This is a genomic window from Arthrobacter sp. 05T444, from assembly GCF_056395905.1.
Genome location: NZ_JBFTKK010000006.1, coordinates 71,865 through 86,595, shown reverse-complemented (window position 1 = coordinate 86,595; position 14,731 = coordinate 71,865). Strand labels below are relative to the sequence as shown.

Here is a 14,731-nt window from a genome sequence, read left to right as displayed (position 1 = left end):
CGTGGATCACGAATCCGCACTTTCGGCGGGGATTACGCCTCCTGGCGGCCCGCGGATCATCCTGCTTCACCATTATCCAACCGCTATCGAACCTGCCGGTCTGCAGTGCTATCGATCGGAACGGCCCGGAAAGAAGGACAACGATGTCTGCTGCAACGACAGAACAAAGCGCCACCACGGCGGAGCTTCCCCCGTACTCCCATGACCTGGGCTGGCCCGCGGGTATGGCCCCGTTCAAGGTCGTCGACGACGGAACCCAGGGTGATCCCTACGCGCACTACGCATGGATCAGGGACAACGCCCCGGTGCTCCGCGCTGCCTCGCCGGTTTCAGACGTCTGGTTCATCTCCCGGTACGACGACGTCCGTAAGGCCATGCGGGCCCCTAAAGTCTTCTCCTCGCAGGTTGTGGACCCGGTTCCGCTGACGTTCCTGACCTTGTTCGATGCTCCCAACCACACCCGTCTGCGCCAGGTGGTGGCTCAGGCCTTCACGCCAAAGGCAATCGCCGCCTTCGAGGGCCGCGTCCGGGAAAACGCCGAAAAATACCTGGACCCGATGATCGCTGCCGGGGGCGGCGATGCCGTAGACGAGTACGCGATCCCCCTGAGCATGTCCACCATCAGTGCCCTGCTCGACGTCCCCGCCGCGGACTTCGAGAAGATGAAGTTCTGGTCCGACGAGACGTTCAGCTACTTCGGCCGGCTCGCCCGCAACGCCGAAGGGACGGGCACCGACGAACACAGCACCTTCGAATTCTTCGCTTACCTGAAGGACACCATGGAGCGGCTCTACCGCGAGGAAAACGACTCCGTTGGCGGCCACATCGCCAGAATGTGGAAGGAGGGCCTGCTCAGCGAGAAGGAAGCCAAGGAACTCTGTGCCTTTGTCTTCGTCGCCGGACATGACACCACCACCATTTTGCTGGCCAATGCGTTCCGAGTCTTCAGCGAACAACCGGAACTGCTGGGCCGGATCCGGCAGGATCCGGCGGACGCCAGCATGTTCGTCGAAGAACTTGCCCGTTACCGCGGCACGGTGCAACGGGCCAGCCGGATCACCACCGAGGAGGTCGAGGTAGCCGGGGTGACAATACCCGCCGGGGCGATTGTCCGGCTGCTGCCCGCCGCCGCGAACCGGGACAGCAGCAAGTACCCCGACGGCGAGACCTTCGACATCGACCGCACCACCGACGGCCACCTTGGTTTCGGCCATGGAGTGCACAGCTGCCTTGGCGCACCGCTGGCCCGGCTGGAAACAAAGGTGACGGTGGAGATCCTCGCCGCGAAGCTGGGCTCCCTGACGCTGAATACGACCAGGCCGATCGAATACGTCCGCGGAAACAACCTGACCAACTCGGGGCCGGAGCACCTTCACGTGGAACTGGAGTCGTTCAGTGCCTGATCTGCAGCCTGGAATCAACAACGGGCAGCCCGTCATCATCGTCGGCGCCGGCCATTCCGGGGTCGCGGTCGCTGCGGGATTGCGCACGCGCGGCTGGGTCGGGGGCATTCTCCTGCTCGACGGCGAAAAGGAGACGCCCTACGAGCGTCCGCCCTTGTCCAAGGAACTCCTGAAGTCCGGCGCCCCGGACGAGTCCACAGTGCTGCGCAAGGAGAAGTTTTACCAGGACAAGCGCATTGAACGGCTGGCGGGGATCACTGCCGAAGCCATCGACCGGCAAAGCCGGACCGTGGTGCTCTCCGACGGCAGCCGCCGCGGTTACGACCGCCTGGTCGTCGCGACCGGCTCCCGCGCCCGCCCCCTCACCGTTCCCGGCTCCGGACTCCCGGGCGTCCACGCCCTGCGGACCCGTGAAGACGCTCTCGACCTCAAACGCGCTCTCGTCGCCGGCACGCGGGTCGCCATCATCGGCGCTGGTTACATAGGGCTCGAAGTTGCCGCCGCCGCTGCTGCGAGGGGATGCAAGGTCACGGTGCTGGAGCTCCAGGACCGCGTGATGAGCCGGGTGACGTCGGAACCGGTCTCCCGCTTCTTCGAGCAGCTCCACGAACAGAACGGTATTCGGTTCGTTTTTGGTGCCGCGGTTACGGCGATTGAAGGTCAGCGCCGGGCCGAGCGCGTGGTCACGGCCGACGGCACCGTCCACCCGGCCGACGTCGTGCTGGCAGGTATCGGCGTGCTTCCCAACCAGGAGGTGGCCACGGAGGCCGGACTGGAGTGCCGGGATGGCATCCTCGTGGACGGGGAAGGCCGGACGTCGGACTCCGCCATTTACGCCACCGGCGACGTCACCCGTTTCGCCAGCCCTGTCGACGGCACCAGCCAGCGCCTCGAATGCATCCAGAACGCGCAGGCCCAGGCCGACCGGGTGGCCGCGCACATCACCGGCCAGCAGCCGGCGGAGCCGGAAATCCCGTGGTTCTGGACCGTTCAGCACGGCGTACGGCTGCAGACCGCCGGCGTTCGCTACCCGGACGACGACGTCATCGTCAGAGGCACGCCCGCAGTCGGCAAGTTCGCAGTCATCTATCTCCGTGACGGACGCCTCGCCGCCGTCGACACTGTTGCTGGGCTTGCCGACTTCCGGCCGGCCAAAAAACTGATCGCCGCTGGAGCCCTGATCGACCCGGCGCTGGCAGCGGACCCCCGCATCCCCCTCACGGACACCATTCCCAATGACCCCAGTCTTACCGACGCTGACCTGGTATCAGCCCGAATCTAAGGAACCGCCATGAGCAACAACAAACTGACCGTCGTCGACCGCGAAGGCAAGTCCCGCGACCTCGAATGGGAGCCGGACCAGACCCTGATGGAGGCCTTGAGGGACAATGACCTGCCCATCTTGGCTTCCTGCGGTGGGACCGCCTCCTGCGCAACGTGCCACGTATTCCTCGCGGACGAGGTCTTCGACACCCTGGGGGAGCGCAGTGAGGATGAGATTGAACTGCTGGTCGAAGCCGAGGGTTATCGGGAGTCCGGCTCGCGGCTCTCCTGCCAGCTGGACTTCACCAAGGACCTCGACGGCGTCACCGTCACGCTGGCCCCCGAAGAGTAGCGCCGTCGCAGTCGCGGCAGCCTGGCTATGCCGGCGGGTCCGTCACCGTGACGCGTACGGAGCAGGCATCCGCGGCGGCCTTCTTCAGGACGGCAGCACGGGGATCGGCAACATCGAGGTAAGCCAGCCGCGGCAGCCGGGCGTAGGCCTTCAGCGCAGGCTCATCGAGCACGAGATCGGCCAGTGACCTGTCGCCCCCCGGAACCACGTACTCGAAGACCTGGCCGCTGAAGACCTGCCGGGCCTGTTCCGCGACCGCCTCCACCATCGCATCCGCCTGGTTGGAACGGCGCCGCGCGAACCGTTGCTGGGACTGGCCTCCTGCGGCCGTCCGGGACTGAACGTATTTGGACCCGGTTTTGGAGGTACGGATCAGGCCTTCGCTGGTGACCGCGACACCATAGCCTCCACGCCGGACCAGAAGGAGGCCGATGCTGCGCGGCTGGGACGCCAGCGACGCCAGCCGGGCCACCAGATCGGGGCCGCGCCCCGGCCGGCCGTCGTCCGGCCACGGCGCCTGCAGCAGTGCGCTGGCGCCGTCGGCCGCGAGCAGCCGCACGCCGTCGTCGTGGTCTTCAATCCGGAGCGGGCCGTGGCTGGCGCCGAAGCGGTGCACCCAGCCGGCCAGCCGAGGTCCGGACACGAACGCGGTCCGCGATGCCGGTGCCGGACGTCCGCCCGGTGAACCGCTCTGTGGCATTGCCGAATCCTTGCTGTACGTGACCGGACATTGCCCGATGAATCTATGAGTAGCCTATCTATGTGGATGATCTCTTTGGCCCGGGGCAGGGCAACGACGACGACGGCGACGACTCGCCCACGGCTGGCGGCGCTGGCAGCCGCCCGGCCGCAGGGGCGCAGGGTCCGTCCCGGACTGCCTCGCCACGCGGGCCCTTGGCCGTCCGGATGCGGCCCCGCACGCTGGACGACGTGGTGGGGCAGCAGCACCTGCTGGGACAGGGGTCGCCGCTTCGCCAGCTGGCTGCCGGTGCCGACGCCACCGGGCCCGCGGGCCCCAGCTCTCTCATCCTCTGGGGTCCGCCCGGCACCGGAAAGACAACCCTCGCGCACGTGATCGCCAGGGGACCCGGGCGGAAGTTCGTGGAACTCTCGGCCATCACGGCCGGGGTCAAGGACGTACGCCGGGTCATGGACGATGCGCTGACGGCCCGCGATCTCTACAAAACCACCACTGTCCTGTTCCTCGACGAGATCCACCGCTTCAACAAGGCCCAGCAGGATGCGCTGCTGCCCGGCGTCGAGAACCGCTGGGTGGTGCTGGTGGCGGCAACCACCGAGAACCCGTCCTTCTCGGTCGTCTCGCCGCTGCTGTCCCGTTCACTTTTGCTGACTCTCAGGCCGCTGACCGACACCGACATTGAAGGCCTGCTCCTGCGCGCCGTTGAGGATGTCCGCGGGCTCGGCGGCAAAGTCAGGCTCAGCGCCGAGGCGCTGGCACACCTCGTGCGGCTGTCCGGAGGGGACGCGCGGCGGGCTTTGACAGCTCTCGAAGCGGCCGCCGGGGTCGCCTTCGGTGACGCCGACGACGTCGACACCTCCGAGAGTTCCGACGGCGCCGATGATTCCGCGGACGGCGCCGGTGCCAGCCCGCCGGTCACAGTCGAGCCCGTTGCGGTGGAACTGCGGCACACCGAACGCGCCCTTGACGTGGCCGCAGTGCGCTACGACCGCGCGGGCGACCAGCACTACGACGTCACCAGCGCGTTCATCAAGTCCATCCGGGGCTCCGACGTGGACGCGGCCCTGCACTACCTGGCCCGGATGCTGGAGGCGGGGGAGGACCCGCGCTTCGTGGCACGGCGCATTGTGATTTCCGCAGCGGAGGACGTCGGCATGGCAGATCCCACGGCCCTGCAGACCGCCGTGGCCGCCGCGCAGGCCGTCCAGCTCATCGGCATGCCGGAAGGCAGGATTGTCCTGGCCGAAGCGGTGGTCCACCTGGCCACGGCGCCCAAGTCCAATGCCGCGTACATGGGCCTGAACAAGGCCATTGCGGACGTCCGGGCGGGACTGGGCAACGGGATCCCCGCTCACCTTCGCGATGCGCACTACCCGGGATCGAAGCAACTGGGACACGGTCTGGGCTACAAGTACGCCCACGACGCCCCGCACTCCGTGGCCAGCCAGCAGTACCCTCCGGACGATCTCGTGGGCCGCGACTACTACGAGCCCACCGGCAACGGCGCAGAGCGTGACATCGCTGTGCGGCTTGAGCGACTGCGGAAGATCATCCGGGGCAAGTGAGCTTTCTGGTAGGATTGATCGTTGTCTGGCAAGGCACGGACGCACAATCCACCAAAGTTTCTATTTGATGAGGTTATGCCTGTGCCCAGTAGCAAAAGGCAGCGGTTGGCCGATGCTCTCCATCGTGGAGGCCAGTAACACTGACACACCGCAGATATTGGAAGGACACAAGTGGCTAACAACACTCGTGCTCGCCGTACAGCACGCCTCTCGCGTGCACTCGGCATCGCTCTGACCCCCAAGGCCGCCAAGTACATGGAGCGCCGCCCGTACGGCCCCGGTGAGCATGGCCGTGCCCGCAAGAAGCAGGACTCCGACTACGCCGTACGTCTGCGCGAAAAGCAGCGCCTGCGCGCCCAGTACGGCATCCGCGAAGCCCAGATGACCCGTGCCTTCGAAGAAGCACGCCGCACCAAGGGCCTGACCGGTGAAAACCTGATCGAACTGCTCGAAATGCGTCTCGACGCCCTTGTGCTGCGTGCCGGCTTCGCCCGCACCATCGCCCAGGCCCGCCAGCTGGTTGTACACCGCCACATCCTGGTTGACGGCATCCGCGTTGACCGCCCGTCTTTCCGCGTCAGCGAGGGCCAGCTGGTCCACGTTCACAGCCGCAGCGAGCCCATGCCTCCGTTCCAGGTTGCAGCAGCCGGCGCACACCGCGACGTCCTGCCCCAGGTTCCCGCCTACCTGGACGTCAAGCTTGACGCCCTGCAGGCACGCCTGGTCCGTCGCCCGAAGCGCTCCGAGGTCCCCGTGACCTGCGAAGAGCAGCTCGTCGTCGAATTCTACGCACGCTAAATTTCGGCAGCGTACCCAAAGAAGCCCGTGGCAAGCGCCGCGGGCTTCTTTGTATGTAAGGTACTTGGGGGACATCCGCGGCTGCAGCACGCTGCCGCCACGCACGATGTCCCGTTCCACGGAGATTCAAGGAGATGAACGTCTATGTCTGGTGGCGATATTGCCGGCCTGATCGCGGCCGGGGTATTTGCGCTCCTGGTCCTGTTGCTTGCTGTCCCTATCCTCAAACTGGGCCGGGTATTCGATGAAGTGCGGACCTCGATCCGTTCCATCAGCGACGGCGCTACGCCCCTCATGGACGAAGTCACGGCTACCGTCTCCACCACCAACCAGCAGCTGAAGAAAGTGGACGGCATCGCCTCGAACGTTTCGGACGCTTCGGCGAACCTTTCGGCGCTGTCCTCGCTGGTTGCAGCCACCGTTGGCTCCCCGCTGATCAAGGTGGCCGCCTTCAGTTACGGCGTGCGCTCCGCCTTAGCCGCCCGCAAGAAACCCGCCGCCGGCCGCCGCAGCCGCTAAGCCACCCGGAGAACTGAAATGAAGAGACTTGTCTGGATGGGCATCGGCGTTGCAATCGGTGTCATAGCTTTCCGCAAAGTGACCGAGGCGCAGGCGAACCTGGGGCCGGAAGGCCTGAACCGGGCTGTGGGCCGGCTGGCCGACGGTGTCTACGACTTCGCGGACGCAGTACGCGCCGGCATGCGCGAGCGGGAGACCGATCTGCGCACCGCGCTCGGCGTCGAGTCCCAGGATGTTGTCCGCCGCTAGGCACAGCCGCGAGAGAATTAAAACGGCAGCGTCCGGCGTTAGCGCCGGAACTGCTATCTGAATCAAACTGTCACGCGTCAGAACGCGTGAACCAAGAAGGGTATGTAATCAGCTCATGAAGTCGCAGGAGATCACAAAGCGCTGGGTGGACTTTTTTGTCAGCAAAGGCCACACCGCGGTTCCCTCCGCGTCGCTGGTCTCCAGCGACCCCTCCCTGCTGTTCACGGTTGCGGGCATGGTCCCGTTCATCCCTTACCTGACCGCCCGTGAAGAAGCACCCTACTCCCGCGCCACCAGCGTGCAGAAGTGCATCCGCACCGGCGACATCGAGGAAGTGGGCAAGACTGCCCGCCACGGCACGTTCTTTCAGATGTGCGGCAACTTCTCCTTCGGCGACTACTTCAAGGAAGACGCCATCAAGTTCGCCTGGGAACTGCTCACCACCAGCGTTGACGACGGCGGCTACGGACTTGCGCCGGAACTCCTGTGGGTCACCATTTACGAAGAGGACGACGAAGCCAAGGACCTGTGGCTGAAGAACACCGGCATCCCGGCCAGCCGCATCCAGCGCATGGGCAAGGCTGACAACTACTGGCACACCGGCCAGCCCGGTCCTGCCGGTCCCTGCTCGGAGATCTACTACGACCGCGGCCCGGCCTACGGCGTGGACGGCGGGCCCATCGCCGATGAAAACCGCTACGTCGAGATCTGGAACCTCGTGTTCATGCAGTACCAGATCGACAACGTCCGCTCGAAGGACGACTTCGACATCGTGGGCGAACTGCCCAAGAAGAACATCGACACCGGCCTCGGCATGGAACGCCTCGCGATGATCCTGCAGGGCGTCGAGAACATGTACGAGACGGACCAGGTCCGTCCGGTCATCGACAAGGCCGCCGAACTCTCCGGCAAGGAGTACACCTCCGCCGAAACCGTCGATGATCCCCACCACACTGATGACGTCCGGATGCGCGTTGTCGGCGACCACATCCGCTCGGCGCTCATGCTCATTGCCGACGGCGTGACGCCGTCCAACGAGGGCCGCGGCTACGTGCTGCGCCGCCTGATCCGCCGCGCCGTGCGCTCGATGCGCTTGCTCGGCGTCGAAAAAGCCTGCCTGCCGGACCTCCTGCCCGCCTCGCGTGACGCCATGAAGGGCGTCTACCCGATCGTGGCGACCGACTTCGACCGCATCAGCCGCATCGCGTACGCGGAAGAAAAAGCCTTCCTGCGGACCATCGCGTCGGGCACCGCCCGGCTCGAGGATGCCGTCAACGAGTCGAAGGCTGCCGGCCGTCCGCTGTCCGGCGCCGACGCGTTCGCGCTTCACGACACGTACGGGTTCCCGATCGACCTCACGCTTGAAATGGCGGAGGAAGCCGGCCTCAGGGTCGACGAGCCCGAGTTCCGCAAGCTCATGCTCGAACAGCGCAAGCGCGCCCAGGCGGACGCCAAGGGCAAGAAGGGGGCCCACGCGGACCTCAGCGCCTTCCAGGAACTGCTCTCCGAGGGCGAGACAGTCTTCACCGGCTACGCCGAACTCGACGGAGAATCGCGGGTCCGCGGGATCCTCAGCGCCGGCCGCAAGGTCTCGCAGGCTGCCACCGGCGACGAGATCGAACTGGTCCTCGCCGAGACGCCGTTCTACGCCGAAGCCGGCGGCCAGGCTGCGGACACGGGCCTGATCACCGGTGACGGATTCGTCGTCGAGGTCCTCGACGTCCAGCGGCCGGTGAAGGGCCTGAGCGTCCACAAGGCGATCGTGCGTGAGGGCGAAATCGCCTCCGACGCGCTGGTCAGGGCAGCGGTGGACCGCGAGCGGCGGCACGCCGCCGAGCAGGCACACACCGGCACCCACATCGTGCACGCCGCACTGCACCAGATCCTGGGCCCGGAAGCCACCCAGCGTGGTTCCTACAACAAGGCCGGGTACCTGCGCTTCGACTTCGCCTGGGGCGAAGGCCTCAGCACAGCCACCCGCTCCGAGATCGAGGAAGTGTCCAACCTGGCCATCCGGAACAACTTCCGGGTGGACACCAAGGTGATGCCCCTCGCTGAAGCAAAGGCCCTCGGCGCCATGGCGCTGTTCGGCGAGAATTACGGCAGCGAAGTCCGCGTCGTGGAGATCGACGGCGCGTGGTCCCGTGAGCTCTGCGGCGGAACCCACGTTTCAAACACGTCGCTAATCGGCAGCCTGTCGCTGCTCGGCGAACAGTCCGTGGGGTCAGGAAACCGCCGCGTGGAGGCCTTCGTGGGCATGGATGCCTTCCGGCACCTTGCCGCCGAACGCGCCCTCGTCACCGAGCTGACCGAAATGCTCAAGGTGCCCTCCGGCCAGCTTGCCGACCGGATTGCCACTACCCTGACCAAGCTCAAGACCGCGGAAAAAGAGCTCGAGCGGCTCCGCAAGGAGCAGCTCGCCGCCGCAGCCGCGCAGCTCGTCGGTACCGCCCGGGACGCCGCCGGCGTGCGCGTCATTGCGCACGACGCCGGGCAGATCGGCGGAGCTGACGACCTCCGGGGCCTGGCCCTCGACCTGCGGAACCGTCTCGGAGCAGCTGCTTCCACTGTGGCCGTGGCCGGCGTCAGCAACGACCGCCCGGTGATCCTCATTGCCACCAACGAGGCCGCACGCGAAACGGGCGTCAAGGCTGGTGCGCTGGTACGGCTCGCGGCCGGCATCCTGGGCGGCGGCGGAGGCGGCAAAGACGACGTTGCCCAGGGCGGGGGCACCGACGCATCCAAGGTCGGCGCCGCGCTGTCGGCCGTCGTAGACGCCGTAACCGGGCGCTAGCGAATCCGTGACCTCATCTGCAGCGTCCGGCGTCTACCCCCGGGGAATCAAACTGGGGGTAGACGTTGGCACCGTCCGAGTCGGCGTCGCCATCTGTGACAGTGATGCCATCCTGGCCACTCCGTTGAAAACCCTTGACCGCAACCCCAAAAAGAATTCGGACGTGCGCGTCATTGCCGGCCTTGCCGCGGAGCGGGAGGCGGTGCAGATTTTTGTGGGCCTGCCCAGGACCATGAAGGGTGAAGAACATGCTTCCGCCCGCATGGCCACAGAGTATGCCGAGCTGCTGGCAGAGGAGCTTATTCGCGCCGGACTGGACGTGCCCGTGCACCTCGTCGACGAACGCCTGAGCACCGTAACCGCACACCGCCACCTTCACGAAGCTGGCATGAGCAGCAAAAATCACCGTAAAGTGGTGGATCAGGTTGCTGCTGCGGGAATTCTGCAGCACGCCATCGACATGCAAAAAGCCAGGGGAACGGATGTGGGAAGCCGCGTACGCGCGCTTTCTCAGCCGGGGCTTTCCGGAGACGCCGCAGCGGTTAATGCTGTGCAGGCCGTCCCGGAGAAAGACACGCAATCTTCAGAAGATGGAAGGCTACAGTGAGCCCGGTCAATAGCGACGACTCCTCCGGCAGGAACCTCAGGGACGCCGGACGGCCGCTGACGCGCAAGGAAATCCGTGCCCGGGAGAAGTCCCTCACGGCGGATTCCGGGGACCTCGTGCCCGAACAGGCCTACGAGTCAGTGAACGATACGACGCCGGACGTTCCGGAGCGCGGTCAGGAGCGCCCTCAGGCCGCATCTCCCGCACCGGCTCCGGCCCCGTCCGCAGTTTCGGCCCAGGAGCGGGTTCAGCCTCCCGCGACTGCGCCGGAGGGTGTGGCCCCGGATCTGATGGCGCCGACTGTTGGGGTTCCCATGGTTCCGCCAGCTCCGCCCACCATCCGGCCGCCTGCGGGAGGAGCTGGCCCGGCTCCGGCCAGCCACGACGATGGCGGCGTCGCGGAAGCGGACGTCCACGCTGACGGCGTTGCGCACCATGCCGGTCCTGCAGGCGAGGATTACGCGGCGTCACACCACGACGCGCACCACCACACGCACGGCGACCACGACGCGCACCACGGCGTGCACGATGACCACGACCACGACGCGCACCACCACACGCACGGCGACCACGACCACGACGCGCACCACGAGACGTACGTGCACCACGAGACCTACGAGGACCACGAGCCGTATGAACACGAGGCCGTCGGGCACCAGCTTCTCGGCAGCCCCGAAAGCGTGACAGCAGTGCCGCGTGCGTCCAAGAAGGTCCGTCGCCGACGCCGCCTTGTGGCGCTTCTGCTGTCGCTCGCACTCTTCGTCACCGCCACGGTCGTCGGCGCCCAGTTCCTCAAGCCGCTGCTCGGCACGGACAAGCCCGCCGACTATCCGGGCCCGGGCACGGGCCAGGTCAAGGTCGCAGTCCTGGCCGGTGAAGGACCCGTCTCGGTCGCCGCCAAGCTGGAGGACGCGAAGGTGGTCGCCAACGCGGAAACGTTCGTATCTGAACTGGCCGCTGCGGGCGGCACCCTGGCTCCCGGCGAGTATGACTTCAAGCAGGAAATGAAGAATTCCGACGCCGTGGCCGTCCTGCTCAACGTGGGGCAGTCGAAGGTCATGTACTTCGCACTAAGCGCCGGGCTCAGGGTCAATGAATCGCTGGACGCCATTGCGGAGGGCTCAGGCCTTCCCGTGTCCCAGCTCAAGGCGCTCAGTGATTCGCCCAAGCAGTTCGGCCTTCCGGCCAAGGCGAAAAACCTGGAGGGGTTCCTGTTCCCGGGCGAGTACAGGTTCCCGGTCGGGAGCACTGCCAAAGACATCCTCCAAGCGCTGGTCAAGAGCACGCAAGACGAGTTGAAAGCGCAAGGCGTCACGGACCCGGCCAAGCAGTACGACACTGTCACGGTCGCGAGCATCGTGCAGGCGGAGGGCGGCCAGGCTGAGTACAAGGACGTGGCCGGTGCAATCTACAACAGGCTCAAGCCGACCAACACGGAAACCAACGGCCTGATCCAGTCCGACGCCACGGTTACCTACGGCCTGGGCAAGAAGACCTTCCAGCTCGATGAGTCCGAGAAGGCCGACAAATCCAACCCGTACAACACCTACGCCAACAAGGGCCTTCCGGTGGGTCCCATAGGCTCGCCGGGCAAGACTGCCATCGACGCAGCGGCCAAGCCGAAGGACAACGACTACCTGTACTGGGTGACCATCAACCTGGACACCAACGAGACGAAGTTCTCCAAGACCCTGGCGGAGCACAGCAAGTATGTTGACCAGTACAACGCCTGGTGTGCGGAGCATGCCGGCCGTTGCGTATGAGCCGTCGGGCGGCCGTCCTCGGGCATCCGATCGGCCATTCCAAATCGCCTGCTCTCCACCTGGCCGCATATGCGAAGCTAGGTGAGGAAATCGGCTACAGCGCCATCGACGTGACCGAGGATTCCCTGCCGGCATTCATGGCCTCTGTGGGTGCCGAAAAGGGTTGGCGTGGGCTTTCCGTCACCATGCCGCTCAAGAAGGCCATGGTCGGAGAGGTAGATGAAATCCGCGGCGTGGCACGCGTGCTCGGCGTCATTAACACCGTTGTGTTCGAAGGCGAAGGCCCCTCCGGCCGGCGGATCGGCTACAACACGGACGTGGCGGGGATCATCAACGCCCTCCGCAACGCCGGTGCGGCCGAAGCGCCTGCCGCCGTAGTTCTTGGCGGCGGCGGAACCGCAGCCGCCGCTGTGGCCGCCCTCCAGGAACTCGGCGCAAAGTCCGTTGATGTCTACGTCAGGGACACGGCGAGGGCGGCGGAAGCGAGGGCCGCGGCCAGCGGGCTGGCCCTGGACATCGCGGTGCGTCCCATGGCCGACGCCGTTGCCGCAATGGCGCGCGCCGACGTCGTAATTTCCACCCTGCCGCCACGGGCGGCGGACGGAATGGCTGCGGAGCTAGAGCAGCTCGGCCTGACAACGGGCGGCGTGCTGCTCGACGTCGCCTACGACCCCTGGCCCAGCCGCATCGCCGCCGCCTGGCAAAAAGGCGGGGGAGCGGTGGTGCCTGGACTGGAGATGCTGCTCTACCAGGCCGTTGAGCAGGTCCGCTATTTCACGGGCCGCGAGGATGCGTCCAGCGCCGAAGTCATAGATGTGATGTGTGACGCAGTCGGGGCACCCCGACGCGTGTTCTGACCGCCATACATGGCAGGATGGATTCTATGTTGCGTTGGTTGACTGCCGGTGAATCCCATGGTCCGGCCCTGGTCGGAATTATTGAAGGCGTCCCCGCAGGTGTTGAACTCACCAGCGGGCACATCGCCGATGCCCTGGCGCGACGCCGCCTCGGGTACGGACGCGGTGCCCGGATGAAGTTCGAGCAGGATGTGGTCACCATCCTTGGCGGCGTCCGTCACGGCATTACACAGGGGGGCCCCGTCGCTGTCCAGGTCGGCAACACTGAATGGCCCAAGTGGGAGCAGATCATGTCTGCCGATCCCGTGGACGCCGAGACACTCGCAGACCAGGCGCGCAATGCTCCGTTGACGCGGCCGCGTCCGGGCCACGCAGACTTCACCGGGATGCAGAAATACGGATTCGACGAGGCCCGGCCGGTGCTTGAGCGTGCCAGCGCCCGCGAGACGGCGACGCGCGTCGCCATGGGAACCGTTGCTGCGCAGTTCCTGAAGCAGCTGGGTATCGAACTCGTGAGCCACACTGTGTCCATCGCCAGCGTCACGGTGCCCGAGGGCAGGCCCCTGCCCCTTCCCGGAAACGTGATTGCGCTCGACGCCGATCCTCTCCGCTGCTTCGACCGCGAGACCTCCGACGCCATGGTCGCAGAGGTGGATGCCGCGCACAAGGAAGGCGAAACCCTCGGCGGAGTGGTGGAGGTGCTCGCCTACGGTCTTCCGCCGGGCCTCGGCAGCTACGTGCACTGGGACCGCAGGCTTGATTCGCGCCTAGCCGCTGCTCTCATGGGCATCCAAGCCATCAAGGGCGTGGAAGTAGGGGACGGATTCCTGACCGCTGCCCGCCGAGGATCGGCGGCCCACGACGAAATCGTCAAGGACGCCGACGGCCGGATCATCCGCACCAGCAACCGCGCCGGCGGCATTGAAGGCGGCATGAGCATCGGCGACGTCCTGCGCGTGCGGGCGGCCATGAAGCCGATCGCTACGGTGCCCCGCGCCCTGAAAACCATTGACGTCAGCACCGGCGAGGCTGCCAAGGCCCACCACCAGCGCTCGGACGTCTGTGCCGTCCCTGCCGCCGGCGTCGTGGCCGAGGCCATGGTTGCCCTGGTTTTGGCCGAAGCCGTCACCGAAAAGTTCGGCGGCGATTCCGTGGCCGAGACCGCCCGCAACATCAGGGGCTACCTCGAGAACATTCCGGCGTCGCTGGACTCGATCGGACGCTAGTGCCCGTCAGCAATACACCCTGTGCCGCGGGGGAGCGGCCAATTGTGCTCATTGGACCCATGGCGGTTGGCAAGTCGGCGATCGGGCAGCAGCTGGCACAGCAGCTTGGCGCCCCCTTTGTGGACACGGACGCCGTCATCGTTGAGAACCATGGTTCCATCGCTGACATCTTCGCGGGCCGCGGCGAGCGGGCGTTCCGGGAAATTGAGGCGCGGACGGTTGCCCGCGTGGTCGAGGAAGCGGCCGGCACAGCCACGGTGATTTCACTTGGCGGCGGCTCGGTGCTGGACTCCGGAACCCAGCAGCTGCTGGGGCGGTGCACGGTGGTCTACCTCGAATGCGACGCCGAGACCGTGGCCGCGAGGATCGCCAGAAACTCTGTCCGCCCACTTCTCGCCGGCGACGGAATCCACCGCTGGAAGGTGCTGTTTGCCACCAGGAAGCCCGTCTATGAGCGCCTTGCAAACATTGTCCTGGACGTCCGGCGCGGTTCAGTGCCTGAGCTGGGACGCCGGCTGGAAGCGGCCTTGCGTGCCTTCGCCGAAGGGGCCCAAACAGAAGATCCGGCTGCGGAAAACCCCGCCCCGGAGAACATAACCGCGGCGGACGCAGCCGCGACGACGGCGGCCGGCGAC

General features: G+C 66.2%; 13 protein-coding genes and 1 pseudogene. 13 read left to right on the top strand and 1 reads right to left on the bottom strand.

Features of this window, described 5'->3' with window-relative positions; genetic code table 11:
- Positions 1-143: 143 nt before the first annotated feature.
- Genes AC1DD3_RS07835 through AC1DD3_RS07825 form a run of 3 tightly spaced genes read left to right on the top strand, consistent with a single transcriptional unit; the run spans position 144 to position 3,018 of the window.
- On the top strand, positions 144-1,403 hold the full coding sequence (locus tag AC1DD3_RS07835; RefSeq protein WP_476881367.1) for a cytochrome P450: 1,260 nt from the start codon (positions 144-146) through the stop codon (positions 1,401-1,403).
- On the top strand, positions 1,396-2,685 hold the full coding sequence (locus tag AC1DD3_RS07830) for an NAD(P)/FAD-dependent oxidoreductase (protein WP_476881366.1): 1,290 nt from the start codon (positions 1,396-1,398) through the stop codon (positions 2,683-2,685). The genes AC1DD3_RS07835 and AC1DD3_RS07830 overlap by 8 nt, the downstream gene beginning before the upstream one ends.
- 9 nt (positions 2,686-2,694) lie before the next feature.
- A complete protein-coding gene (locus tag AC1DD3_RS07825) occupies positions 2,695-3,018 on the top strand; it encodes a 2Fe-2S iron-sulfur cluster-binding protein (RefSeq protein WP_476881365.1) in 324 nt (107 codons plus the stop codon).
- 25 nt (positions 3,019-3,043) lie between these two features.
- Here AC1DD3_RS07825 and AC1DD3_RS07820 read toward each other — a convergent pair whose 3' ends face one another.
- Entirely contained in the window at positions 3,044-3,718 is a 675-nt protein-coding gene (locus tag AC1DD3_RS07820) for an acVLRF1 family peptidyl-tRNA hydrolase (protein ID WP_230118011.1), read from the bottom strand.
- A gap of 62 nt (positions 3,719-3,780) precedes the next feature.
- Here AC1DD3_RS07820 and AC1DD3_RS07815 point away from each other — a divergent pair, with 62 nt between their 5' ends.
- The 10 genes and pseudogenes from AC1DD3_RS07815 to AC1DD3_RS07770 all read left to right on the top strand — a co-directional run.
- Entirely contained in the window at positions 3,781-5,283 is a 1,503-nt protein-coding gene (locus tag AC1DD3_RS07815; protein WP_230118010.1) for a replication-associated recombination protein A, read from the top strand.
- A gap of 171 nt (positions 5,284-5,454) precedes the next feature.
- Positions 5,455-6,081 (top strand): 30S ribosomal protein S4, encoded by a 627-nt coding sequence (gene rpsD / locus AC1DD3_RS07810; protein WP_230118009.1) that lies wholly within the window; start codon positions 5,455-5,457, stop codon positions 6,079-6,081.
- Between the two features lie 144 nt (positions 6,082-6,225).
- Positions 6,226-6,600 (top strand): DUF948 domain-containing protein, encoded by a 375-nt coding sequence (locus tag AC1DD3_RS07805; protein WP_230118008.1) that lies wholly within the window; start codon positions 6,226-6,228, stop codon positions 6,598-6,600.
- An 18-nt stretch (positions 6,601-6,618) separates the two neighbouring features.
- Positions 6,619-6,849, top strand: coding sequence for a DUF6167 family protein (locus AC1DD3_RS07800; RefSeq protein WP_230118007.1), 231 nt, complete (start codon positions 6,619-6,621; stop codon positions 6,847-6,849).
- Between the two features lie 115 nt (positions 6,850-6,964).
- Complete coding sequence (gene alaS / locus AC1DD3_RS07795) at positions 6,965-9,643, top strand: alanine--tRNA ligase (protein ID WP_476881364.1); 2,679 nt, start codon at positions 6,965-6,967, stop codon at positions 9,641-9,643.
- 7 nt (positions 9,644-9,650) lie between these two features.
- The gene (gene ruvX / locus AC1DD3_RS07790) at positions 9,651-10,250 is read left to right on the top strand and encodes a Holliday junction resolvase RuvX (protein WP_230118005.1); all 600 of its coding nucleotides are present in this window, start codon (positions 9,651-9,653) and stop codon (positions 10,248-10,250) included.
- Positions 10,247-12,013 (top strand): endolytic transglycosylase MltG, encoded by a 1,767-nt coding sequence (gene mltG / locus AC1DD3_RS07785; RefSeq protein WP_476881363.1) that lies wholly within the window; start codon positions 10,247-10,249, stop codon positions 12,011-12,013. Before ruvX ends, mltG begins: the two co-directional genes overlap by 4 nt.
- Positions 12,010-12,870 (top strand): shikimate dehydrogenase, encoded by an 861-nt coding sequence (locus AC1DD3_RS07780; RefSeq protein WP_230118003.1) that lies wholly within the window; start codon positions 12,010-12,012, stop codon positions 12,868-12,870. The genes mltG and AC1DD3_RS07780 overlap by 4 nt, the downstream gene beginning before the upstream one ends.
- 26 nt (positions 12,871-12,896) lie before the next feature.
- Complete coding sequence (gene aroC / locus AC1DD3_RS07775) at positions 12,897-14,096, top strand: chorismate synthase (RefSeq protein WP_230118002.1); 1,200 nt, start codon at positions 12,897-12,899, stop codon at positions 14,094-14,096.
- Between the two features lie 59 nt (positions 14,097-14,155).
- Positions 14,156-14,650 (top strand): annotated as a pseudogene (locus AC1DD3_RS07770) (shikimate kinase); the annotation flags it as partial.
- Between the last annotated feature and the right edge of the window lie 81 nt (positions 14,651-14,731).